This window comes from Butyrivibrio sp. (assembly GCF_017433805.1).
Taxonomy (GTDB): domain Bacteria; phylum Bacillota; class Clostridia; order Lachnospirales; family Lachnospiraceae; genus Butyrivibrio.
The window spans coordinates 75,023-97,681 of sequence record NZ_JAFRGN010000036.1 but is presented as its reverse complement, the minus strand read 5'-3'; the positions used below and the strand labels follow the sequence as shown (position 1 = coordinate 97,681).

Genomic DNA, 22,659 nt, shown 5'->3' with positions numbered 1-22,659 from the left:
TTAGAATTCCCTTAGTAAACCTTCGTTCATGTGAGCATCAGTCATATCCAGCAAGGTGAGGATCAGGGCCATTCTAACGTAGAGGCCATACTGAACCTGTTTGAAATATGCGGCTCTTGGATCGCTGTCGATTTCTACAGAGATCTCGTTTACACGTGGAAGTGGATGGAGAATGAACATTTTCTCTTTTGCAAGCTCCATCTTGGCCTTGTCCAGAATATAGAAGTTCTTCAGACGTATGTAGTCTTCTTCGTTGAAGAAACGCTCTTTCTGTACTCTTGTCATGTACAGGAAGTCGAGTCGAGGCATAACATCTTCGAGCTTAATTACTTCTTCATAGGTAAGACCCTTAGAATCGAGCATTTCAGTTATGTAGTCAGGAACCTTGAGCTCCTTGGGGGAAATGAAAATAAAATGAATACCAGTGTATCTGGTAAGAGCATTTATAAGAGAGTGGACAGTACGTCCAAATTTAAGATCGCCGCAAAGACCGATAGTAAAATCGCCAAGCTTGCCATATAAAGATCTGATAGTTAAAAGATCTGTAAGTGTCTGAGTGGGATGCTGATGTCCGCCATCACCTGCATTGATAACAGGAATGAGAGAATTGGAAGCTGCTACCATTGGAGCACCTTCTTTTGGATGACGCATCGCGCAGATATCTGCGAAACAGGAAATAACACGTATTGTATCGGCTACGCTTTCGCCCTTGGCTGCTGAAGATGATCCGGCATCTGCAAAGCCGAGAGTCTTGCCCCCGAGACGGAGCATTGCGGTCTCAAAACTAAGTCTTGTTCTGGTACTGGGTTCATAGAAACAGGTGGCTAAAATCTTGCCATCGCACTTGTGCGAATAGGCTGCCATGTTGTTTTCGATGTCATTGGCTACATCGAATAATGCCTCAAGCTCCTCGACAGAGAAATCAAGAGGGTTCATCATGTGTCGCAAGTTATTCATACCTTCTCCTCATACATTAAATGATTGTGAAAAATACCTCTTTGCCAGAATGGAACGTCCCCATCAGTCGAAAGTCAGAACTGAAATCCGATTTGTTCCATCCAATGGCATATGATACACCACATCGTCATTCCCGTAAACCTTAAAATACAGATAATGTGATGTTACATTCAAACTATTTGTTACACCCTCAAAAAGAACGGTTTTGCCATAGCCATCAAGGTCGCACATTTTAAGCGCGGAATTCTGGCCGTTGGCGTAAGCGTAGTAAACATGCTGATCATCAAGGGTGTAGTAGTCAATACGCTCTGAAGTAACGATCTCGGTTTCCCCAGTCATGAGATTGGTACGCCAGAGGCTATAATTGGAATCTCCGTTCATATAGTAGATATAGTTACCTTTTACAACAGGGAAGAAGAGATGTCCTGGTAAAACATCGCTTATTGTGTCCCCAGCCTGAGTGTTCATAGCATGAATCCTGTGATCCTCAGATACTCCTGTATAGAAGATATAACCATTGTCATAGCATACAGGAGAGATGGCTTCAGGTGCGACAACAGACCTATTCTTTTTATCTACACGGATTTTGTTGAGAGCTCCGCCATCCAATTTTGTTATATAATATATATATTCTCCGCATAACTGCATTTCTCCACAGAAATCCCTGAGAAGACATGTCTGATCGCTTCCATTTACCTTACATCTGTATATACCATATTGGTTGGCTACGGTACCAAGACCGCCTACAGAGCCGGACTTCTTGGTTGAGTCCATGTAAAAATACAGAAAACCATTGGCTCCGCTTATATATTTAACGCGCATACTTGTAAGTCGCTTGGGATGAGTTTCATCGGGATCCATAGAATATAGACAGTCAGAATCATAGGGATTAGCAAAATATACCTTGCCATCCATTTCAAAAAACAGGCCACCATTGTGGAGATTACCGGCAGAATTGCCATGATCGGAAGGGGCTCTTGGGACTCTTTTATCCAATATAGTAAATATCACTACTGCAACGATCAGAAGTGTGACAATAATAAAGGCTAAAATAGTTCGTCGTCTGTTCATAATATGCCCCTCGCATATAAAACAAGCTACCCAATATTGTGTCCTTAACTTAATTATATGCGTACCAGTTATTGCTATCAAGCGGTTTTTATCTTACACTTATTTTGTGGAATTATGAGTAAAGATACGCCTATGAGGGCAATATTTTATATAGAAAAGGATGGATCCAATGGACTTACAACAGCTTCGAGTAGAGATAGATAGTGTAGACAGGCAGATAGTTGACCTCTTTGAAAAGAGAATGGAGATTGCCTCACAGGTAGCTGATTACAAGATCGCTAATGGCAAGAAGGTTTTCGATAAAGAAAGAGAAGCTCAGAAAATAAAGGCTGTAAGGGATATGGCCTCATCTGATTTTAATAGAACCGGAGTAGAGGAGCTCTTTTCCCACCTTATGTCTATGAGTCGTAAGCTTCAGTATCAGAAGCTTGCAAGCGCTGGCGCAACTGGAAGACTTCCATTTATTGCTATTGATTCAATCGATAAGGATAATTCCAGAGTGTGCTATCAGGGAGCTGAGGGCGCTTATTCAGAGATGGCTATGAAAAAGTTCTTTGGCGAGAACGTCAAGAGCTTCCATGTTGAGACCTTCAGAGATGCTATGAGTGTTCTGGAAGAGGGAAGTGCTGACTATGCTGTCCTTCCTATAGAGAATTCCACAGCTGGAATCGTAAGTGAAGTATACGATCTTCTGACAGAGTACGAGAACTACATTGTTGGAGAGCAGATCATCGAGATAAGACACTGTCTCATGGGTGTTCCAGGGGCTAAGCTGGATGATATCAAGACTGTATATTCACATCCACAGTCTCTTATGCAGAGCAGCAGATTCCTCAATGAGCACAGCGATATTCAGCAGATTGGTATGAAGAACAACGCCTTTGCTGCCAGAAAGGTAGCTGAGGATAAAGATATTACTCAGGCAGCTATCGCAAGTTCAGCTGCAGCAGGAATCTATGGCCTTGATATTATTCAGGAAGGTATCAACCAGGCGGATTCTAACTCTACAAGATTTATTATTGTGGCCAATCAGAAGGTCTTTTTAAAGGGCGCTGGCAAGATCAGTCTTTGCCTTGAGATTCCTCACGAGGCCGGCTCACTTTACCACATAATGTCACATTTCATTTATAATAATCTTAATATGACCAAGATCGAATCAAGACCTATCGAGGACAAGGATTGGGAGTACAGATTCTTTATTGACTTCGAAGGAAACCTTGAGGACAGTTCTGTTCGCAATGCATTGAGGGGACTCAGAGAAGAAGCCAAGATGATGAAGATCCTCGGCAACTATTGATCTGATATTTCCGGGGTAAAAGAATTAGTATATGAGGGGCAATATATGACAGGAGAGGTTTTTGCAGCAATTGATGTGGGATCCTATGAGATGGCACTTAAGGTGTTCGAGCTCTCTTCTAAAAATGGCGTGAGAGAGCTGGATTACGTCAGACATCGCATGGATCTGGGCAGTGAGACCTATGCAACTGGTCGCATTTCCCATAGGCATGTTGATGAGATGATCAGGATTCTGTGTGATTTCAGGCAGATCATGAAAGGGTATGGTGTTACGCACTACCAGGCCTATGGTACCAGTGCGGTCAGAGAAACCAAAGATATTGTGGTTGTTCGTGACCTTATAGAGCAGAGAACAGGGATACACATTGATATCCTCAGTAACTCAGAACAGCGCTTTCTGGATTACAAATCCATCGCCCTTAAACATGGCAATTTTAAAGAGATTATTGCAAAGCCCACAGCCATAGTGGACATTGGCGGTGGCAGTATTCAGATTTCACTCTTTGAAAAAGATACCCTGGTTGCTACTCAGAACCTTCGTACCGGAGTTCTGAGAATCCATACAACCATGGAGTATGTTCATGCCACAAGGCTTAAATATATGGACCTTGTGTCGGAACTTGTTAATTCCCAACTATCAGTATTTTCCAAACTATATCTCAAAGATAAAACAATAGAAAATATCATTATCATTGACGATTACGTTTCGCCTATCATTCAGAGGTTCAAAAAAGATACCGTTAACCCTGGCTTTATTACAAGGCAGGAGTACATGGGATTTTTGGAGCAGGCCAATCAGGTCAGTGATATTGTTGTAGCCAAAAAGCTGAATATCCCTGAAGATAACGTACCTCTTTTGTATGTTTCAGGGGTTCTCATAAAGTGTATTCTTGATGTTACCAAGGCAGCAAATATCTGGGCTCCCGGTATTACGTTGTGTGATGGTATTGCTTATGAATATGCTGAGCAAAAGAACTTCATAAAATCACCACATGACTTTGAACAGGATATCGTTGCCTGTGCTCAGAACATATCCAAGAGATTTATGGGTAGTAAATCAAGACGAGAGACTTTGCAGAAGATCGCACTTAATATCTTTGACAATACAAAGAGTCTTCATGGGCTTTCCCAGAGAGACAGGCTGCTTCTTACAATTGCCACAATTCTTCATGACTGTGGTAAGTACATCAGCGTAGTTTATCTTGGAGACTGCTCTTTTAACATCATCATGTCTACTGAGATCATAGGTCTTTCACATTTGGAGAGACTTATAGTAGCCAATGTAGTCAGATACAATCACGAGGACTTTGAGTATTATGGCAGCCAGAGCCAGTATCTGGAAGGACTCTCCAAGGAGGATTATCTAAGAGTTGCCAAGCTGACAGCGCTCCTTCGAGTAGCTAATGGTCTTGACAGAACTCACAAGCAGAAGTTTAAGGATGTTAAGGTAAGTCTTGCTAATGATGAGCTTATTATTAACGTTGATACCAAGGCAGATATCACTCTTGAAAAGGGACTATTTGATAACAGAGCTGCATTTTTTGAAGAGGTCTTTGGTATAAGACCTGTCATCAGACAAAAGAAAATGTGAGGTGGGTATGGCTAAGAATAAGTCTAAAAAGGAATTCGATTTTGAAGATCCTAAATACTATATAAACAGAGAGCTGAGCTGGCTTCAGTTTAATGAGAGAGTTCTGTCAGAGGCAGAGGATAAGGATAATCCTCTGTTTGAAAGGCTCAAGTTCCTGAGCATATCAGCAAGTAACCTTGATGAATTCTTCATGGTAAGAGTTGCTTCCCTCAAGGATATGATAAATGCTGATTACAAGAAGCTTGATATCGCCGGAATGACTGCCAAAGAGCAGCTTACTGAGGTTCTGTCTACTGTCCACAGCTTTGTAGATGAACAGTATAGAATCTATAACAAAGAGCTTGTTCCAGATCTTTTATCCAAGGGACTTATGATCTGCAGAGCAGAGGATCTGAATGCCAAGGATGGTGAGTATGTAGACAGATACTTTGAGGAATTTGTTTACCCTGTTCTGACCCCGATGGCAGTAGATTCATCAAGGCCTTTCCCTCTTATCAGGAACAAGACACTTAACATTGCAGCTCTTCTTAAGAAAAAAGAGGGCAAGGATGATGTAGATTTTGCTACAGTTCAGGTTCCTGACGTTCTTCCAAGAATCCTTGAGATTCCGGGAGGCGGCAAGGAGAGAGAAGTACGCAAGGTTATCTTCCTTGAGGAAATCATCCAGAGGAATGTAGATAAGCTGTTCCTTAACTATGATGTAATCACAAGTTCACCATACAGAGTTGGTAGAAATGCGGATCTTTCTATCGATGAGGATGAGGCAGAAGATCTTTTAAAAGAAATCGAGAAGCAGATCAAGAGAAGGCAGTGGGGACAGGCCATAAGGCTTGAAGTTGCCACAGGAATAAATAGAAGGCTCTTAAAGCTCATAGTTGATGAGCTTGGAGTAGAAGAAAACGAAATCTACGATATTGATGGACCGCTTGATCTGACCTTCCTTATGAAGATGTACAAGCTTGAGGGCTTTGATGACCTCAAGGAGCATAGATATAAGGGGCCACAGCCAGTTCCTGAATTTATCGGACAGGATAATCTCTTTGATGTTATCTCAAAGGGCGATATCCTTATGCATCATCCGTATGAGACCTTTGAGAATGTCGTTAAGTTCGTTGAAGACGCTGCTGTTGATCCGGATGTTCTTGCTATCAAGCAGACACTGTACAGAGTAAGTGGTAATTCTCCAATCATCGCAGCTCTTGCCAAGGCTGCTGACAACGGCAAGCAGGTAACAGTACTGGTTGAGCTCAAGGCCAGATTTGATGAGGAGAACAATATCGTCTGGGCCAAGATGCTTGAGAAAGCTGGTTGTCACGTTATCTACGGACTTGTGGGCCTTAAGACACACTGTAAGATAACTCTTGTTGTGAGAAGAGAGGAAGATGGTATCAAGAGATACGTACATCTTGCAACAGGTAACTACAATGATTCAACAGCCAAGCAGTATACGGATGTAGGTCTTTTCACCTGTGCTCCAGCTTTTGGTGAGGACGCTACAGCTGTGTTTAATATGCTCTCAGGTTACTCAGAGCCACTTGGCTGGAATAAGCTGTCTCTTGCGCCATTATGGCTCAAGGACAGAGTTCTGGACCTTATCAAGAGAGAAGAGGACCATGCTCTTAATGGAGAGCCAGCCCATATCGTTGCCAAGATGAATTCAATCTGTCACAAAGAGGTAATAGCTGAGCTATATAAGGCAAGCTCCATGGGAGTTAAGATTGATCTCATTGTAAGAGGTATATGTTGCCTTCGCACTGGAATTCCAGGAGTAAGCGAGAATATATCAGTCAGATCCATAGTTGGTAATTACCTTGAGCACAGCAGAATATTCTATTTTGAAAACGGTGGAAGCCCTGAGTATTACTGCAGTAGCGCAGACTGGATGCCACGTAACCTTGAGAGACGTGTGGAGATTCTTTTCCCCGTTGAGAATGATAAGCTTCGCAAAAAGCTAAGACATATCCTTGATGTAGAGCTTGCTGACACTGACAAAGCTCATGTGATGAATGATAAGGGCGTATATGTTAAGGTGGATTGCCAAAAGATAGATGCATCTGATAGAATCAACTCCCAGAAAGTATTTGGCGAAGAAGCAGCCAAAAATTCAAAGGTAATGAATTCTCAGAATTCCAGAGTGTTCATACCAGAAATGAAGGTTTGATAATATGAGATATGTTTTAGCATCAGGATCACCAAGGAGAAGGGAGCTTCTTGCCAAGGTGATTCCAAATTATGAGGTTATTCCGGCAGTGGGCGATGAAAACGCTGATAACACCGAGCCTAGCAAGATGGTTGAGGAGCTTTCTTTCAAAAAAGCTTCCGAGATTTTTCACAAAATTTTTACGAATGAGACAGATAGACTAGTTGTAATCGGCGCAGACACCGTTGTATCATATAATCGTAGAGTGCTTGGTAAGCCCGCGGACAGAGCGGATGCAACGCGGATGATCAGAGACCTTTCAGGTAACACTCACGCGGTGTACACAGGTGTGACAGTTTTCTATACTGACGAGAAGGGGGAAGCGAAGTCTTTTACCTTCCATGAAGAAACACTGGTGGATGTAGCACCTATGACTGACAAGGAAATAGAAACTTACGTAGCGACAGGTGAACCGGATGACAAGGCAGGAGGCTACGGTGTCCAGGGACAGTTTGCTATATTTATTTCAGGTATCAGAGGTGACTACTACAATGTAGTTGGGCTTCCAATCGCAAGACTCTATCATGAAATGCAGGAGCATGAGCTTTTGTAAGGAGAAAACGCATAGCTTCGAAAAGGATTTTTGGAGGATTTTAATTATGCACGAGTATGATGAGGCAGTTCTGAGATGTTTTTTGGAAAATCAGGGGCAGCTTTTTCCTGAGGATGTTGCGTCCAATATGGAAGAGGCAGAGGCATTTTTAGAGGACTGCATGGCTGTTGTTGTGGACGGCGTTGATGAAGTTGAAGAGTACTTTGAGGAATCAGGCGTTGATACCGAGGGTGGTAATGTGCTTGATGCTGATGAAGTATTTGATATAGGCGATGGCAGATACCTTATAGTTGAGGGCTGATGTTATTCGCGATTAAATGATCAGAGAATCTTTACCCATTTTTCGCGCAAATTTGGGTAAAGATTTTGTTTTGTCTTGGAGATAGATGTGAGTAAAAAGATATTTTTCTTTGACCTGGATGGAACTCTTTTGAACAAGCAAAAAGAGATAACGCCAGGGACAATGGAGGCACTTAAAAAGTTTACTGAAGCAGGAAATCATTTCTGTATCAACACGGGGAGAGCAATTGACAGCGCCAAGGCTGTGTACGAGGGACTTGGACTTGATTTCAAGGGGAGCTTTCTGTGTGGTTCAAATGGTACAGAAATTTATAGTGTAGATGAAGGAAGGTATGTGTTTAAGACCGGAATTCCTCTGGAAATGGTGGAACCAATACTAGACCTTGCGGATGAGTATGGTATACATTGTCATACCTACAATGAAACACATATTGTTTCAAGGCATGACGGCGAATGCATGGATTATTACAGGAGAGTTATCAAGACTCCGCTTATTGTAACTGATGATGTTATGAGCGAACTTCAGGCGCCGCCATCCAAGATGATCGCCATTGAGCTTCATGACCATGATAAGCAAGAGCGCTTTAGGAAAGCCCTGTACGAGATGACAGAAGGTAAGCTTACCCTGCTGTATTCCAATCCATATTACATGGAGATTTTTCCTGCAGAGGCGGGAAAAGGAAGCGCGGTCAAAAGACTTGCTGATATTCTGGAAATACCTCTTGAAAACACCTATGCAGCTGGAGATGAGCAGAATGATATCTCGATGATCGAGGCTGCAGGCTGCGGAATAGCCATGATAAATGGTACTGAGCTTGTTAAGAAAAGCGCCAATGTGGTTACCAGTGAGGATAATAACAATGATGGCCTTGCGCCCTTTATTTTGCAGGCTATAGGCTGATATTTTGAAACGGAGAAAACAATGAGAGCTATAGATTTACATACACATTCAACATGTTCAGACGGTACATATTCTGTTCAGGAACTTATGGACTATGCGTATGCCAAGGGACTTGCAGCTATTGCTCTTACAGATCACGATACAGTTAAGGGACTTAAAGAGGCTGACGAGTATGCTAAAGCCAATTATCCAGATATGGAGTTTGTTCCTGGTATAGAGTTTTCTACTGTCAATGAGGGCAAGGACGTCCATGTCGTAGGGCTTTATATGAACTACAACGACCAGGAGCTTCTTGATACCATCGACTCTTTTATGAACTCCCGTGTCGAGAGAAATATCAAGATGTGCAAAAAGCTCTCTGAGGGAACTGGTTTTGATATTACCTATGAGGCGCTTTGCGATGCTAATCCTAACACAGTTATTACAAGGGCTCATTTTGCCAAGTACATGTTAGAAAAGGGATATGTGAGTTCCAAGCAGGAAGTTTTTGACAGATATATTGGAGATCACTGTCCATACTATGTTCCAAGAGAGAACATTACTCCAGAGATGGCTATTGAGACTATTATCAAAAATGGTGGTGTTCCTATCCTTGCGCATCCAATTCTTTACCACTTGAGTGATGAGAAGCTGGAGGCTTTGGTAGTACGTCTTATTGATGCTGGTCTTGCTGGACTCGAGGCTATTTATTCCACCTATGAAGCATATGAAGAGCGTCAGATGAAAGAGCTTGCAGAAAAGCATGGTCTTCTTATTAGTGGTGGATCAGATTTCCATGGTGACAATAAACCCGCTATAGATCTGGGTGTTGGCTATGGTAAGTTGTTTGTTCCGGAAAATGTTTTGGAGCAAATAAAAAATTATAGTTGATTTTATAAAAAAAATATTGTATGCTACGTGTTGAAAAAATTAAACAGGATTTTGATGATTTATATTCTTTAAACAAATGCAATATAGTTGCGGTCGTTTATTTTTCCCACAGTTAATTTTTTGCTTTACTAATTTTTATATGTTTTAAATTAGCGCCTTTGTTGCGCAGAAATGGAGATGTTTTGAGAGAAAGATACGAGACACTTAAACTTAATGACCTTAGAGAAATTGCCAAGAAAAGAGGCATAAAGGGGGCTACAGCGCTCAAGAAATCTGAGATAATTGATATTATGTGCGAGATGGATGAAAAAGAAAACGCACAGAAGCAGGAACCTAAGAAAGAGGCTGAAAAGGAAGAAAGCCCTAAGCCAGTACCTAAGAAGAAAAATATAGTTGTTACAGGTGGAAATGCTAAGCCAGCACCTAAGACAGCTGAGAATACAGAAGATAGAAGACCAGCTAGACCAGAGAGATCAGAAAGACCTGAGAAGACAGCTGAGGCTGAGAAGACAGAAGAAGAGATCGCTGATGGCGATGATGCAAATGGTATCCTTGAGGTTATGCAGGATGGCTATGGATTCATCAGATGCGAAAACTATCTTCCTGGTGAGAATGATGTATATGTAGCACCAAGCCTTATCAGGAAGTTCAACCTCAAGACTGGTGATATTCTTAAGGGCAGATGCAGAGCCAAGAAGGAGACAGATAAGTTTGCAGCTCTTTTGGTTCTTGATTCTGTTAATGGATACAAGCCAGAAGTTGCTATGGGAAGATGGAACTTTGAGAATATGACACCTATTTTCCCTAATTCCAGAATCAAGCTTGAGCAGCCTGGATCATCAGTAGCTATGAGAATCATGGATCTCATCAGCCCAATTGGTAAGGGACAGAGAGGTATGATCGTATCTCCTCCTAAGGCTGGTAAGACAACACTTCTCAAGGATGTAGCGAAGTCTATCTTAAAGAGTGACAACAATATTCATCTGATCATCCTTCTTATCGATGAGAGACCAGAGGAAGTTACAGATATCAAGGAATCTATCGAGGGACCAAACGCAGAGGTTATCTATTCAACCTTCGATGAGCTTCCTGAGCATCACAAGAGAGTAGCAGAGATGGTTATGGAGCGTGCTAAGAGACTTGTTGAGCACGGCAAGGATGTTGCGATCCTTCTCGATTCCATCACAAGACTTACACGTGCATACAACATCGTAGTTCCTCCTTCAGGAAGAACTCTTTCAGGTGGTCTTGATCCTGCAGCTCTTCATATGCCTAAGAAGTTCTTTGGTGCAGCTCGTAACATGAGAGAGGGTGGATCACTCACAATCCTTGCTACAGCTCTTATTGAGACTGGTTCCAAGATGGATGACGTTATCTACGAGGAATTCAAGGGAACAGGTAACATGGAAATGGTTCTTGATAGAAAGCTTCAGGAAAAGAGAATCTTCCCTGCTATCAATATTCCTAAGTCCAGCACCAGAAGAGAAGATCTCCTTCTTACATCAGAAGAACTTGCTGCTATCAATAGCCTGCGTAAGGGCTTCAATGGCATGAAGGCTGATGACGCTGTTGACCAGTGTATCAACCTCTTCTCCAAAACCAGAAACAACACTGAGTTCGTTAGAATGGTTGAAAAACAGGTTCGCTTCTAATATTTATAGGATAAGTACAAGAGACATGGCATTTCGTCATGTCTCTTTTTTCTTATTTATATTCATCATAGTAGGGCACTACTATATTTTCACCAGCCTTGATGAAGTTGGAATCTGTAAGCTGATTGATCTTGCAAATTTCGGAAACGTAGGAACCAAAATCTTCATATTCCTCTTCATCAAAGTATTCCTGAGCTAGCTGACTTATGTTGTCACCGGCGTGTACTGTCAGAACCTTGTAGTATTTGCATTTTGGAACAAAATTATCATCCTGGGCAACGCTCATAAGAGAATAGCTGGAAAAGAGAATGATAAAAAGAATAAATGCAATACCTAGGAAAAGAGCGATTTTCTGTCTTCTGACGATTCTCAGGCGTCTCTTTTTATTCTCGCGGATTCTGATCTCGCTTTTTGAAAGAAATCTTGGATCATTATAAAGACTTGCTGCTTCCATCAATGCTTTTGTCATAACACTTACCTCCAAAATATATCAAACAAACTACGGGTTAAATGTAGGAAGTGACCGGAATTACGGCCTTTGGGACTTCCGATGATTATATTCTGCCACATGACGTGGGGCATATTTTGGACAGCTTGACAAAAATATTCACCTATGTAAACTGTTGTAATGTGTTTGGGCAAACTGTTGTAATGTGTTTGGGCAAGTTTCGATTTAAAGGAGTTAAAAATGATCAGAGCAATATTTTGGGATCTTGATAATACACTGCTGGATTTTGATGTGGCAGAAAAAGAAGCTCTTACTACGGATTTCAGGGAGTTTGGTCTTGGAGAGTTTACTGATGAAATGCTCTCTGAATATATGGTAATTAATAGAAGACGCTGGCAGGCTCTTGAGCGTGGAGAGATGGAGAAGCAGGAAGTTCTGGAAGGAAGATTTAGAGAATTCTTTGGACTTAAGGGCTTTGATACATCTATAGCTGCAGCTTTTAATGACAGATATCAGGAACTTCTTGGAGAGACAATCTGCTTTAGGGATGATTCCTATGAGCTTGTTAAGGGCCTTAAGGGCAAATATCTTCAGTGCATGGCTTCTAATGGAACCAAGAAGGCCCAGACCGGTAAGCTTTTGAATTCAGGTTTTGATAAGCTCTTTGATCTTTGCTTTATATCAGAGGAAATTGGCATAGAGAAACCAGCTGTAGGCTTCTTTGATGTGGCACTTGATGAAGTGGATAAGTGGCTTGAGGCTAACGAAGCTGATATAAGAGGAGAGTATCTTGGTCCTGTTAAGCCTTCAGAGATCCTCATGGTTGGCGATTCTCTTACAAGTGATATGAGAGGCGCCAATAATGCAGGGCTTATTTCCTGCTGGTATAACCCAAAGGGAATGGTCAATGATCACGGGGTTACTATTGATCATGAGATAAAAGATTTACATGAGATAGCAGGAATTCTTGGAAGAAGTTAATGTTGTTATCAAAGGAAATCCTGTCATTAGTAGCGCACATGGATAGCAATTGTGACAATAAAGCCACCTCATAATTGAATAATATCCGTCATATTTATGTTCAAAATTTTTACTTTCACATCAAATATTTACATATCATTATGCAATTAGACCGAAAATCTGATGCATAATGATATTTTTTTGTGAAAAAGTAAAAATAATGCTTAATGATGTAAAAGATTTACATTCAATATAGTTCACAAATATTTTATATTTTAGTTATGAACAAGCGACGTAGTCGCGAAACAATTTTCTTATTCAAATTACGGGAGGTTTGAAATGAAGAGACGTATTGCTTCAATCGTTATGGCTGGCATCATGACACTTTCTTTGTTCGGATGCGGAAGTGCTACTCCAGCTGCAACAACTGACACAGGTTCTGCTACAACAGAAACTAAGACAGAAACAACTACTACAGAGACTAAGACAGAGACAACAGAGACAGCTGCAGCTGCAACAGACGAGCCTATCACACTTAACATGTGGTGTATCGCTACTGAGAGTGACTCAAACCGTCACGCTTATGAAGCAGCTATCGCTGAGATGGCAGAGAAGTATCCTAACATCACTCTTAACTGGGAAGCTTTCGAGAATCAGTCTTACAAGACAAAGATCAAAGCTGCTGTATCTGCTAACGAAATGCCTGATATCTTCTTCACATGGTCATGTGCATTCCTTGGTGATTTCGTAGACGCTGGTAAGGTATATTGCCTTGATGATGTTTATCCTGAGTTTGCTTCAGAGCTTCCAGAGAACATGCTTGGTAACACAACATATGATGGAAAACACTACGGCGTTCCTACAACAATGAACATCGTTGGTCTTTTCGCTAACATGGATCTTCTTGGCGAAGTTGGCTACACAGAAGTTCCTGGCACATACGAAGAGTTCATCGCTTGCTGTGATGCTCTTAAGGAAAAAGGAATCATTCCTTTCGGATGCGCTGGTAAAGAGACATGGTGCGTAACAGAGTACCTTGAGTCAGTTATCGAGAAGAGCGTTGGTGCTGATGCTCTTAACGACATCTTCCTTGGAAGAGATACATGGAACAACGCTGAGGTTGGCGCTGCTGTTGATACATTCCAGGAGCTCGTTAACAATGGTTACTTCGATCCTTCAGGAATCGGCCTTACAAATGACGAAGTTAAGAACAACTTCATCGCTGGCAAATATGCATTCTACATGAATGGTACATGGAACTGCGCTGACTTTGCTTCTAACGAAGAGTTCCTTCCTAAGGTTAAGGTTGCTGAGTTCCCAGTTATCAACTCTGACAAGGCTAAGCTTGGACAGCTCATCGGTGGACCTTCAGACACGCTTGCAGTTGCTGCATCTTCACCTAACGCAGAGGTTGCTGCTAAGTACGCTATGGAGCTTGGTAAGCTCATCTGCCACTATGGTTACCTTGATGGATGTGGACTTCCAGCATGGACACCTTATGGTGACACAAGTGCAGTTAACCCTCTTACACAGACAGTTGCTGAGATCTGTGCAAACGCTGATACATTCGTACTCTTCGGAGATACAGCTATGAGCGCTGATGATGCTAACACATATCTTTCATACGTAGATCAGGTTTATGGATGCCAGGTAAACGGCGACCAGTTCATCGAAGGTCTTGCAAAAGAAATAAGATAAAAGCATAAACTAAATTTCCATCTCTCAGGTCCTTCCTTGCTTCCGCGTTGGAAGTAGGGAAGGACCTTTTATAAAAAAGAATTCAAGTGGGTTGTTTGAGTGAGGATTGGTATGAGTGATAATAAGGTTAAAAATGAGAAGAAAAAGCGGAAAATAGAAGAGGGGCTTGCTATTTTCGTATTTCTTCTTCCAGGACTCCTTCTCTTTGTAAGCATCCTGATCGCACCTATTGCTGTTTCTGTTTACAGAAGTATGTACGATTGGAATGGTTTTTCCGAGGGAACATTTATTGGTTTTGACAACTATATAGAATTATTTACAAATGGTTCTATCAAATTCATGAATTCTCTTAAGAATTCTCTTATATTGGCGTTTTTCTCAGTGTTTATTCAGCTGCCTCTGGCGCTTGGACTGGCTCTTATACTGGGAAGACGTGAAAGCAGAAAAGAAAGAGCCTTTCTTTCTATATTCTTTATGCCGGTACTGATTTCAACAGTTGTTATTGGTCAGTTATGGCTTAAAATTTACAATCCTGATTATGGTATCCTGAACAGATTCCTTGATGCTGTTCACCTTAGTAGTTGGAAGCATGTATGGGTAGGAGATATCAAGACTGCTCTTGGAAGTATCATTGTTCCAACAGTATGGCAGTATGTAGGCTATCATATGCTCCTGATGTACGCAGGTGTTAAGGGTGTTGATATTGATCTTAGAGAAGCAGCTATGCTTGATGGCGCAACAAAGTGGCAGGTTGACAGATACGTGGTTATTCCAATTATCAAGCCAATCCTCAGAGTAAGCGTTATCTTTGCTGTAACCGGATCACTTAAGACCTACGACCTTGTTCGTATCCTTACCGAAGGTGGTCCATTCCAGTCAACAGAGGTTCCAAGTACACTTTTGGAGAACATGTTATTCCTCAGAAACCGTTATGGAATGGGAAGTACTATTTCAGTAATGCTGATACTTCTTTGCTTTGCTTTTGCACTACTGATAACTGCAGCATTTAGAGAAAAGGATGTATAAATATGGAAAGTTACACATTAAAAGAAGAAAATCCCGTGATCAAGATCATTATTGATGTGTTTTTGGTTATCTGGGCTATCATAAATCTTTTCCCAATATATTTCATGTTTACTTTTTCTCTTAAGTCAAACGAAGAAATATTTGGTGAAAACATAATTGGACTCCCAAAAGAGTGGCTTTGGTCCAACTACACAACAGCTCTTCATACAGGAAATATGGGACTGTATTTCTTTAACAGTATTCTTGTAACAACACTGGCTATAGCTATTTCCATTATGGCAGCTATGATGGCCTGCTATGCTATCACCAGAATCAAATGGAGATTCAGTAGGCTCACAAATGCATTCTTTATGCTGGGACTTACGATTCCTATTCAGGCATCTATCGTTCCTGTATATGTAGTAATGAGTAGAGCTCACTGGCTCAACAAATATTCAACACTTATTATTCCTTATTCAGCGTTTGCACTTTCAATGGCTATCCTCATCTGCACAGGCTTTATGTCTGAGATTCCTTATGCTCTTGATGAGGCTGCCAGAATCGATGGCTGCGGACTTTTCAGAACATTTTTTACCATCATATTACCGCTGATGAAGCCGGCTGTATCTACGGTTGGAATATATTCATACCTCCAGTGCTGGAATGAATTCATGTTTGCCAATGTATTCATTTCCGATTCGGCCCACAGAACCCTCCCGGTTGGTATTAAGGCTCTTTCAGGCCAGCATACAACGGATTGGGGACCGATTGGAGCAGCACTTGTGATTGCAACTTTCCCTACTCTCATAGTTTATCTATTTCTCAGTCGTAAGATACAGGCTAGTTTCATCGCGGGAGCTGTGAAAGGATAAGAACCCACTTGGACGCCACTTTTTGTGCTGTTTTACTTTAATAAACGGCCAAAAAGTGGTATCTTTTTTGTGTAAGGGAGTTTGGGGAATTTATGGGGAGAGAGGTTTCTTTTGGCAAATTAAAGAGTAGCCATAAGAGAAGAGTGTCTTTGTCTGCCAGTCTGCAGAAGGGGATACTCGGTCTTATTTTGGTTGTTACCATTTCTTTTATTATTTCCACCTACTATATAGCAGATAAGGAGCAGAAGAACTATTGTAAAAGAGAGTCTGAGAGCGTTCTGAAGACTCTTTCCAGCAATATTTATTCTGATGTTCGTAAATACATAGAGCTTTCCAGGCTTGTCATGACTGAGGACAGGTTGGTTGAGTTTCTTAGGGCCGATGCTGACAGAGTTGATATTGGTATGATCAATGATGCCAGATACGGCGTTATGAGTGTTTTGAATGTTACTGAGAGCGTGGACGGTGTCATGATCTTCAGAGAAGATCTGATAATGGTTGCGACTAACAGATTTACATATAACTATGACTACGAGCTCATGAACAGTGATGAGTGGAGAAAAGATATATACGATGGAAGAGGAAGCGCCATAGTAACACTTAACAGCAACAATGTGGCTTCCAAGGCTGATAACAGGCCAGTTGTTACAATTGCCAGAGCTATATATGACATAGACTCCCAGGAGAGAAAGGGAGTTATGCTGATGAATATCTCCACCAGCCTTTTTGACAAGATGCTGTCACAGCTGGGATACAGGAATATCTGCATCATGGGCGAGGATGGTACATTCCTTGCAGGAAATAGTAGTTACACACAGTTCTTTGATGGCAATATAGCCCAGGGATGCATTAAATATAAAGATGTTGACTATAATGGGGCCAAGATGCTCTTATCTACCACAAGAGTCAGTGATTATCCCATTATTGTCATGAGGCTTGCACCCTATAGTACAGAAGGAATTCCTTTTAGTATTATTTACGTTTTGTTAGCTCTTTTGCTCATCTTTATCATTACGGTATTCTTTGTCAGCACATTTATCAGGAGGAACATTACTGATCCGGTTCTTTTGCTGTCAGAATCCATGGACAAGAACAAGAAGACAGGAGAGCTTAAAAAGGTTGATGCACATATGCCTTCGGACGAGCTTGAAATGCTCAAGGAGGACTATAACAGCCTTATTGATCATGTCAATGAGCTTATTGATACTCTCATAGAAAAAGAGAAAACGCTGCAGCGAGCAGAGATGAGGGTTTTGCAGGAACAGATCAAGCCACATTTTCTTTATAATTCCATAGAGACAATTGGTTATATGGCGCTGGATGCAGGGGCAGAAAAGGTTCACGATGCACTTGAAACCTTGGGAAGCTTTTACAGAAATTTCCTTAGTAAGGGCGACAGGGAGATTCCATTATCCAGGGAAATATGGATAGTTAAAGATTATCTGGCTCTTCAGAAGCTAAGATATGGGGACATCATGGATGATGAGTATGATATAGCTGAGGATACGCTTCAGGTGGTGGTTCCCAAGCTGATATTGCAGCCACTGGTTGAGAACAGTATTTATCATGGTATCAGGCAGAAGGGCGAGAAGGGTATTATCAGGATCAGTAGCAGACTTGAGGATGGAGAGCTTTATCTGACTGTCAGAGATACCGGCGTTGGTATGAGTCAGGAAGAAATTGATGATATTCTTTCTACGGAGAAAAATGACAGCAGATCAGAAGCGGATAGCTTTGGACTTTGGGGTACGATCCAGAGAATCCGAATATTTGAAGGTGAAGAGGATATAGTTAAGATTGAGAGTGAGATAGGTGAATACACTCAGATAGAATTCAGAATTAAGGCAAAATAGGTATCATAGGTGGTTTCGAGTCATAAAGTGGGGTAGGTATGGATAGAAAATACAGGGTTATGATAATTGATGATGAGCAGTCAGCCAGGAAACTAATGAGGGCTTCCATAGACTGGGATAGTCTTAACATGGAGGTTGTTGGGGAAGCAGCCAGTGGTATCGAGGCTATCAATACAATTGATGAGCTCAGGCCAGATATAGCATTTGTAGATATCTCAATGCCATTTATGGATGGAATTGAATTCACTCAGGTTGCCACAGGCAGATATCCGAATCTGGTTATCATTATCATGACAGCCATCGACAAATTCGAATATGCAAGGAAATGTGTGAGCCTTCCCGTATTTGAATATATGCTCAAACCAATGGTCAGAGCGGAGATTACAGAGGTTTTGGAGAGAGTTAAAGGAAAGCTTGATAATTCTCCTGATTTTTGGGATGATAATAAGGCAAATGATGGAGTGGCATCTTCCAAAGCCGATTCCACAGATACTATCAAGGCATATGTGGAAGAAAACTATGGTGATCCCAAGCTTAATCTGGCTTTTATAGCACAGCATTTTGGCTTTAGTTCCAGCTATTTATCCAGAAAGTTTAAGCAGGACACCGGCAAGAATTTCATCGAATATCTTACCGGTATCAGAATGACCAAAGCCATGGATATAGCAAGGAATGGACACAAGATGTATCAGGCGGCTGCAGAGGTTGGTATTCCTGATCCAAACTATTTCGGAAGATGTTTTAAAAAGTACGCCGGAATGAGTTACTCTGATTACGTTAACGCAGAGAGCTTTGGCGGCAAGATGACAGTGCACAAAACAGGTGCATGAGGTTTTTATGAATGTTTTTGATATTATAGGTCCCGTTATGATCGGACCTTCAAGCTCTCATACAGCAGGAGCTGTGAGACTTGGAAATGTAGTTAATAAGCTTATTGATGACAGGAAGCTTAATAAGGTTGAGATTATTTTCTCTGGTTCTTTTGCCCAGACCTACAAGGGGCATGGAACTGATAAAGCGCTTCTTGCAGGAATTATGGGCTACAAGAGCTATTCTCCTGAGATAAGGGATGCTCTGACAATAGCAGATGAAAGAGGAATCAATTACTCTTTTACCAAGGAGAATATCAAGGATGCGCATCCCAATACAGCGGTTGTAAGGTTCTATCTGGAGGATGGGACTGAAGGAACTATGCAGGGAGCCAGCATAGGTGGTGGCAATATTCTGGTCAATCAGATAAATGGCATGAATGTAGAGTTTAACGGAGATAACAATACGATTCTTGTCATGCATGAGGATAAGCCTGGAGTTATCGCAAATGTAACCCATATGATGCACTTTGAACATGAGGATCTTAATATTTCCAATTTCCATCTGTCCAGACAGGAGAAGGGCGGAGATGCTATCATGACTATCGAGATAGACAATCAGCCACCAGAGGAACTGGTAGATGAGATAAGAGGAATAGAGCATGTCAAAAATGCTATTTTGATCAGACGCGTGTGATCGCAGCAAGAAGTAGAGGTAGTAATGCTTAAATATGAATCAATACAGGAACTGGTCCTGGAAGCTGAGAAAAGAGATATCAAGATAAGCCAGCTCGTTCTGGAGGACCAGGCAAGGTGCATGGAGAAATCCGAGCGCGAGATATATGAGAAGATGGAAGAAAGCTTCCAGATAATGAGAGAATCAGTTAAGGCTGGAATGGACAAGAATCAGAGGTCTACTTCAGGTCTTACTGGAGGCGAAGGTTTTCTTATGAATGAATATGCCAGGAATAATGGAGGCCTAAGCGGCAGCTTTATGACTAAGGCTATCGCAAGGGCTCTTTCTGCGTCATGCTGTAATGCCAGCATGGGCAAGATTGTGGCAGCCCCAACAGCAGGTAGCTGTGGTATCCTTCCTGGATGTCTTGTTAGCCTTTATGAGGACAAAGAGTACGATGTAAAAGATATAGTGATGAGTATGTTTACTGCTGCTGGCTTTGGTATGGTAATAGCCAGTAGAGCCAGTATAGCTGGAGCACAGGGTGGATGCCAGGCAGAATGCGGAAGCGCTGCGGCTATGGCGGCTGCTTCTCTTGTAGAGCTTGGTGGCGGAAGCCCATCTCAGTGCGCAGATGCTCTGGCTATAGCTATTTCGAGCCAGATGGGGCTTGTATGTGACCCGGTTGCAGGTCTTGTAGAGATTCCTTGTATTAAGAGAAACGCTTCAGGTCTGATGATTGCTTTTTCTAGTGCGGATATGGTACTTGCGGGGCTTGATGCCAAGATTCCAGCAGATGAGTGTCTGGATGCAATGGCAGAGGTTGGAGATAGCCTTCCTAAGAGTCTTAAAGAGACCGCCAAGGGAGGTCTTGCAGCTACTCCAACAGGCAAGAAACTGAGAGACCAGGTATTTGGCTAACTTTATTGGACTGGTTTATGTCAGTGTGATAAAATGAAGCGTTGAATTTAAGTAAAAGGATATTCGAAAATGTGTAATGACAAGAAGACCATCATAGTAATGCCCGTAGCCAATGAGGCAGCTACTATGGCACAGGTCATAGATGAGATAATGGCACTTCCTTATGAGAATCTGTATTACTATCCGGTAATAGATGATTATTCCAAGGATGATACAGAGAAGATCATAAGAGAAAAGGCAGAGAATAACCCCAAGATCAAGCTTATTTACTATAAGGAGTCAAAGGGAGTTATCAGCTGTTACCTTGAAGGCTATAGACAGGCTCTTTTGGATGGGGCAGACAGAATTATTGAGATGGACGGCGGACTTAGCCATGATCCCAAGCAGATTCCCATGTATATGGACAAGCTTGATGAAGGCTATGACTGTGTATGGGGCTCCAGATTCATTAAGGGAGGCGGTGTAAGCGACCTTCCTTTATATAGACGAATACTTAGCGGTGGTGGAACTATTCTTGCCAACGTGGTTCTTGGAACCAAGCTTAAGGATATGACAAGTGGCTATGAGGCATTCCAGAGACATGTACTTGAGAACATCAATCTGGACCAGATTATGTCTACAGGGCATATGTATCAGACTGAGCTTCGCTATTATTGCAGAAACCTTAACTGCATAGAAGTGCCGATCCACTATGTAGGCTCATCTACAGGACTTAAGCCCAAGGCTGTTGTAGAAGCTCTCGAAATCTTATTTAAGCTTAAAAAGCACGAAAGGTACATATGGAAAAAGTAAAGTATTTGATACTGGGTGGGGGTCCTTCCGGACTTACTCTTGGAAGAAAGCTCCTTGACCTGGGAGAAAGAGACTTTCTTGTAATAGAAAAAGAGGACACTGTAGGTGGACTCTGCAGATCAGAAACAGTAGATGGCAAGCCACTTGATATTGGTGGCGGCCATTTTCTTGATGTTAGAAGACCAGCTGTATGTGAATTTGTTTTCCGTTTTCTTGAGGAAAAAGAGTGGAATTCTTTTGACAGAGATTCCAGGATCAGCATTCATGGCATGGAGATAAATCATCCGTTTGAGGCCAATATCTGGCAGCTTCCAGAGGAATATCAGGATAAATATCTTGAGTCAATTAAGAATGCCGGCTGTAATACCGGGGCTGAGAAGCCAGTTCTTTTCACAGAATGGATCAGATGGAAGCTGGGAGATGAGATAGCTGATAATTATATGCTACCATATAATGGCAAAATGTTCTCTGATACTCTTGATGAGCTTGGAACATACTGGCTTGAGAAGCTCCCTAATGTAAGCTATGAGGATACATTAAGGTCCTGTCAGGAGCATAGGATGTTTGGTACTCAGCCAGGCCATGCACAGTTCTATTATCCCAAGGAATATGGATATGGCGAGGCTTTCATCAGAATTGCTGACAGCATGAAGGAAAATGTGGTTACGGGACTTTCTGTAGCTGAGGTTGACCTTGAGAACAGAGTAATTACTTGTGATGACGGCAGAAAGATACAGGCAGATAAGATAATTACTACGATTCCATGGGATAGCTTTGAAGTGGTTGGAGTATCTGATGAGTTCAAGAACGCAGTTTCTGCACTTAAGCATTCAGCAGTGGAGATCAGATACGTGGATGAGGATCCTCAGACACCTGCTCACTGGGTATATGTGCCAGATGAAAAGAAGCCATATCACCGTATTTTGTGCAGATGCAATTTCTGTCCCGACTCCAAGGGCTATTGGGTTGAAACTGTTAAAAAGAGAACAGCAGCCTATGCGGATTCTGAGTGGGCTGGTAATTATGCATATATGAATGAATATGCTTATCCGCTTAACACAATAGATAAGCCACAGAAGATAAGCTTTATTCTGGAGGAAGCTAAGTCTAAGGGCGTTATCGGCCTTGGCAGATGGGGCGAACATGAGCATTATAACTCAGATGTTGTAATGGAAAGGGCTATGAAGCTTGCTGACGAGCTTATCAGGGCCTGAGGTTTGATGAATTGAGATTT

The 22,659-nt window shown here is 41.8% G+C and carries 21 protein-coding genes; 18 read left to right on the top strand and 3 right to left on the bottom strand.

The genetic code is table 11. The annotated features are described in order from the left end of the window. Together pyrB and IJI01_RS09290 are read right to left on the bottom strand one after the other, a co-directional pair. On the bottom strand, nt 1-948 hold the full coding sequence (gene pyrB, locus IJI01_RS09295; protein WP_292189533.1) for an aspartate carbamoyltransferase: 948 nt from the start codon (nt 946-948) through the stop codon (nt 1-3). Nucleotides 949-1,020: 72 nt separating this feature from the next. After that, on the bottom strand, nt 1,021-2,028 hold the full coding sequence (locus tag IJI01_RS09290) for a DUF5050 domain-containing protein (RefSeq protein WP_292189192.1): 1,008 nt from the start codon (nt 2,026-2,028) through the stop codon (nt 1,021-1,023). Between the two features lie 169 nt (nt 2,029-2,197). Here IJI01_RS09290 and pheA point away from each other — a divergent pair, with 169 nt between their 5' ends. The 8 genes from pheA to rho all read left to right on the top strand — a co-directional run bounded on the left by pheA (nt 2,198) and on the right by rho (nt 11,391). After that, a complete protein-coding gene (gene pheA / locus IJI01_RS09285) occupies nt 2,198-3,325 on the top strand; it encodes a prephenate dehydratase (RefSeq protein ID WP_292189190.1) in 1,128 nt (375 codons plus the stop codon). Between the two features lie 45 nt (nt 3,326-3,370). Further along, nucleotides 3,371-4,915 (top strand): Ppx/GppA phosphatase family protein, encoded by a 1,545-nt coding sequence (locus IJI01_RS09280; protein WP_292189188.1) that lies wholly within the window; start codon nt 3,371-3,373, stop codon nt 4,913-4,915. A 7-nt stretch (nt 4,916-4,922) separates the two neighbouring features. Further along, entirely contained in the window at nt 4,923-7,076 is a 2,154-nt protein-coding gene (locus IJI01_RS09275; protein WP_292189186.1) for an RNA degradosome polyphosphate kinase, read from the top strand. A gap of 4 nt (nt 7,077-7,080) precedes the next feature. Further along, the gene (locus IJI01_RS09270) at nt 7,081-7,668 is read left to right on the top strand and encodes a Maf family protein (RefSeq protein WP_292189184.1); all 588 of its coding nucleotides are present in this window, start codon (nt 7,081-7,083) and stop codon (nt 7,666-7,668) included. Nucleotides 7,669-7,714: 46 nt separating this feature from the next. Continuing rightward, the gene (locus IJI01_RS09265) at nt 7,715-7,969 is read left to right on the top strand and encodes a hypothetical protein (RefSeq protein ID WP_029230929.1); all 255 of its coding nucleotides are present in this window, start codon (nt 7,715-7,717) and stop codon (nt 7,967-7,969) included. An 87-nt stretch (nt 7,970-8,056) separates the two neighbouring features. Continuing rightward, the gene (locus tag IJI01_RS09260; RefSeq protein ID WP_292189180.1) at nt 8,057-8,869 is read left to right on the top strand and encodes a Cof-type HAD-IIB family hydrolase; all 813 of its coding nucleotides are present in this window, start codon (nt 8,057-8,059) and stop codon (nt 8,867-8,869) included. A 21-nt stretch (nt 8,870-8,890) separates the two neighbouring features. Next, nucleotides 8,891-9,739, top strand: a complete 849-nt coding sequence (locus IJI01_RS09255; RefSeq protein WP_292189177.1) for a PHP domain-containing protein — start codon at nt 8,891-8,893, stop codon at nt 9,737-9,739. A 182-nt stretch (nt 9,740-9,921) separates the two neighbouring features. After that, entirely contained in the window at nt 9,922-11,391 is a 1,470-nt protein-coding gene (gene rho / locus IJI01_RS09250) for a transcription termination factor Rho (RefSeq protein ID WP_292189174.1), read from the top strand. A gap of 52 nt (nt 11,392-11,443) precedes the next feature. On the opposite strand, the gene IJI01_RS09245 is transcribed toward rho, so the two are convergent. Beyond that, on the bottom strand, nt 11,444-11,860 hold the full coding sequence (locus tag IJI01_RS09245) for a LysM peptidoglycan-binding domain-containing protein (RefSeq protein WP_292189170.1): 417 nt from the start codon (nt 11,858-11,860) through the stop codon (nt 11,444-11,446). Between the two features lie 219 nt (nt 11,861-12,079). On the opposite strand from IJI01_RS09245, the gene IJI01_RS09240 reads away from it, so the two are divergent. The 10 genes from IJI01_RS09240 to IJI01_RS09195 all read left to right on the top strand — a co-directional run bounded on the left by IJI01_RS09240 (nt 12,080) and on the right by IJI01_RS09195 (nt 22,639). After that, nucleotides 12,080-12,820, top strand: a complete 741-nt coding sequence (locus tag IJI01_RS09240) for a YjjG family noncanonical pyrimidine nucleotidase (RefSeq protein ID WP_292189167.1) — start codon at nt 12,080-12,082, stop codon at nt 12,818-12,820. Between the two features lie 318 nt (nt 12,821-13,138). Continuing rightward, complete coding sequence (locus tag IJI01_RS09235; protein ID WP_292189164.1) at nt 13,139-14,497, top strand: ABC transporter substrate-binding protein; 1,359 nt, start codon at nt 13,139-13,141, stop codon at nt 14,495-14,497. Between the two features lie 111 nt (nt 14,498-14,608). Beyond that, nucleotides 14,609-15,523, top strand: a complete 915-nt coding sequence (locus IJI01_RS09230) for a carbohydrate ABC transporter permease (protein WP_292189160.1) — start codon at nt 14,609-14,611, stop codon at nt 15,521-15,523. Between the two features lie 2 nt (nt 15,524-15,525). Continuing rightward, nucleotides 15,526-16,374, top strand: coding sequence for a carbohydrate ABC transporter permease (locus tag IJI01_RS09225; RefSeq protein WP_292189158.1), 849 nt, complete (start codon nt 15,526-15,528; stop codon nt 16,372-16,374). Nucleotides 16,375-16,466: 92 nt separating this feature from the next. After that, nucleotides 16,467-18,227, top strand: coding sequence for a sensor histidine kinase (locus IJI01_RS09220; protein ID WP_292189155.1), 1,761 nt, complete (start codon nt 16,467-16,469; stop codon nt 18,225-18,227). Between the two features lie 38 nt (nt 18,228-18,265). After that, nucleotides 18,266-19,057 (top strand): response regulator transcription factor, encoded by a 792-nt coding sequence (locus tag IJI01_RS09215; protein WP_292189152.1) that lies wholly within the window; start codon nt 18,266-18,268, stop codon nt 19,055-19,057. Nucleotides 19,058-19,064: 7 nt separating this feature from the next. After that, complete coding sequence (gene sdaAB, locus IJI01_RS09210; protein WP_292189149.1) at nt 19,065-19,733, top strand: L-serine ammonia-lyase, iron-sulfur-dependent subunit beta; 669 nt, start codon at nt 19,065-19,067, stop codon at nt 19,731-19,733. 24 nt (nt 19,734-19,757) lie between these two features. Next, on the top strand, nt 19,758-20,633 hold the full coding sequence (gene sdaAA, locus IJI01_RS09205) for an L-serine ammonia-lyase, iron-sulfur-dependent, subunit alpha (protein ID WP_292189146.1): 876 nt from the start codon (nt 19,758-19,760) through the stop codon (nt 20,631-20,633). 69 nt (nt 20,634-20,702) lie between these two features. Continuing rightward, nucleotides 20,703-21,425, top strand: a complete 723-nt coding sequence (locus IJI01_RS09200; protein WP_292189143.1) for a glycosyltransferase — start codon at nt 20,703-20,705, stop codon at nt 21,423-21,425. Further along, on the top strand, nt 21,413-22,639 hold the full coding sequence (locus IJI01_RS09195; RefSeq protein ID WP_292189138.1) for a protoporphyrinogen/coproporphyrinogen oxidase: 1,227 nt from the start codon (nt 21,413-21,415) through the stop codon (nt 22,637-22,639). The genes IJI01_RS09200 and IJI01_RS09195 overlap by 13 nt, the downstream gene beginning before the upstream one ends. Nucleotides 22,640-22,659: the final 20 nt, after the last annotated feature.

What these genes read in the sequence shown, in the direction of transcription:
- IJI01_RS09235 (WP_292189164.1), top strand. Translation starts at nt 13,139, where the DNA reads ATGAAGAGACGTATTGCTTCAATCGTTATGGCTGGCATCATGACACTT.
- IJI01_RS09265 (WP_029230929.1), top strand. Translation starts at nt 7,715, where the DNA reads ATGCACGAGTATGATGAGGCAGTTCTGAGATGTTTTTTGGAAAATCAG.
- IJI01_RS09270 (WP_292189184.1), top strand. Translation starts at nt 7,081, where the DNA reads ATGAGATATGTTTTAGCATCAGGATCACCAAGGAGAAGGGAGCTTCTT.
- IJI01_RS09245 (WP_292189170.1), bottom strand. Translation starts at nt 11,860, where the DNA reads ATGACAAAAGCATTGATGGAAGCAGCAAGTCTTTATAATGATCCAAGA.
- pheA (WP_292189190.1), top strand. Translation starts at nt 2,198, where the DNA reads ATGGACTTACAACAGCTTCGAGTAGAGATAGATAGTGTAGACAGGCAG.
- IJI01_RS09255 (WP_292189177.1), top strand. Translation starts at nt 8,891, where the DNA reads ATGAGAGCTATAGATTTACATACACATTCAACATGTTCAGACGGTACA.
- sdaAA (WP_292189146.1), top strand. Translation starts at nt 19,758, where the DNA reads ATGCTTAAATATGAATCAATACAGGAACTGGTCCTGGAAGCTGAGAAA.
- IJI01_RS09275 (WP_292189186.1), top strand. Translation starts at nt 4,923, where the DNA reads ATGGCTAAGAATAAGTCTAAAAAGGAATTCGATTTTGAAGATCCTAAA.
- IJI01_RS09280 (WP_292189188.1), top strand. Translation starts at nt 3,371, where the DNA reads ATGACAGGAGAGGTTTTTGCAGCAATTGATGTGGGATCCTATGAGATG.
- IJI01_RS09220 (WP_292189155.1), top strand. Translation starts at nt 16,467, where the DNA reads ATGGGGAGAGAGGTTTCTTTTGGCAAATTAAAGAGTAGCCATAAGAGA.
- IJI01_RS09195 (WP_292189138.1), top strand. Translation starts at nt 21,413, where the DNA reads ATGGAAAAAGTAAAGTATTTGATACTGGGTGGGGGTCCTTCCGGACTT.
- IJI01_RS09230 (WP_292189160.1), top strand. Translation starts at nt 14,609, where the DNA reads ATGAGTGATAATAAGGTTAAAAATGAGAAGAAAAAGCGGAAAATAGAA.
- sdaAB (WP_292189149.1), top strand. Translation starts at nt 19,065, where the DNA reads ATGAATGTTTTTGATATTATAGGTCCCGTTATGATCGGACCTTCAAGC.
- IJI01_RS09200 (WP_292189143.1), top strand. Translation starts at nt 20,703, where the DNA reads ATGTGTAATGACAAGAAGACCATCATAGTAATGCCCGTAGCCAATGAG.
- IJI01_RS09225 (WP_292189158.1), top strand. Translation starts at nt 15,526, where the DNA reads ATGGAAAGTTACACATTAAAAGAAGAAAATCCCGTGATCAAGATCATT.
- IJI01_RS09215 (WP_292189152.1), top strand. Translation starts at nt 18,266, where the DNA reads ATGGATAGAAAATACAGGGTTATGATAATTGATGATGAGCAGTCAGCC.
- IJI01_RS09290 (WP_292189192.1), bottom strand. Translation starts at nt 2,028, where the DNA reads ATGAACAGACGACGAACTATTTTAGCCTTTATTATTGTCACACTTCTG.
- IJI01_RS09240 (WP_292189167.1), top strand. Translation starts at nt 12,080, where the DNA reads ATGATCAGAGCAATATTTTGGGATCTTGATAATACACTGCTGGATTTT.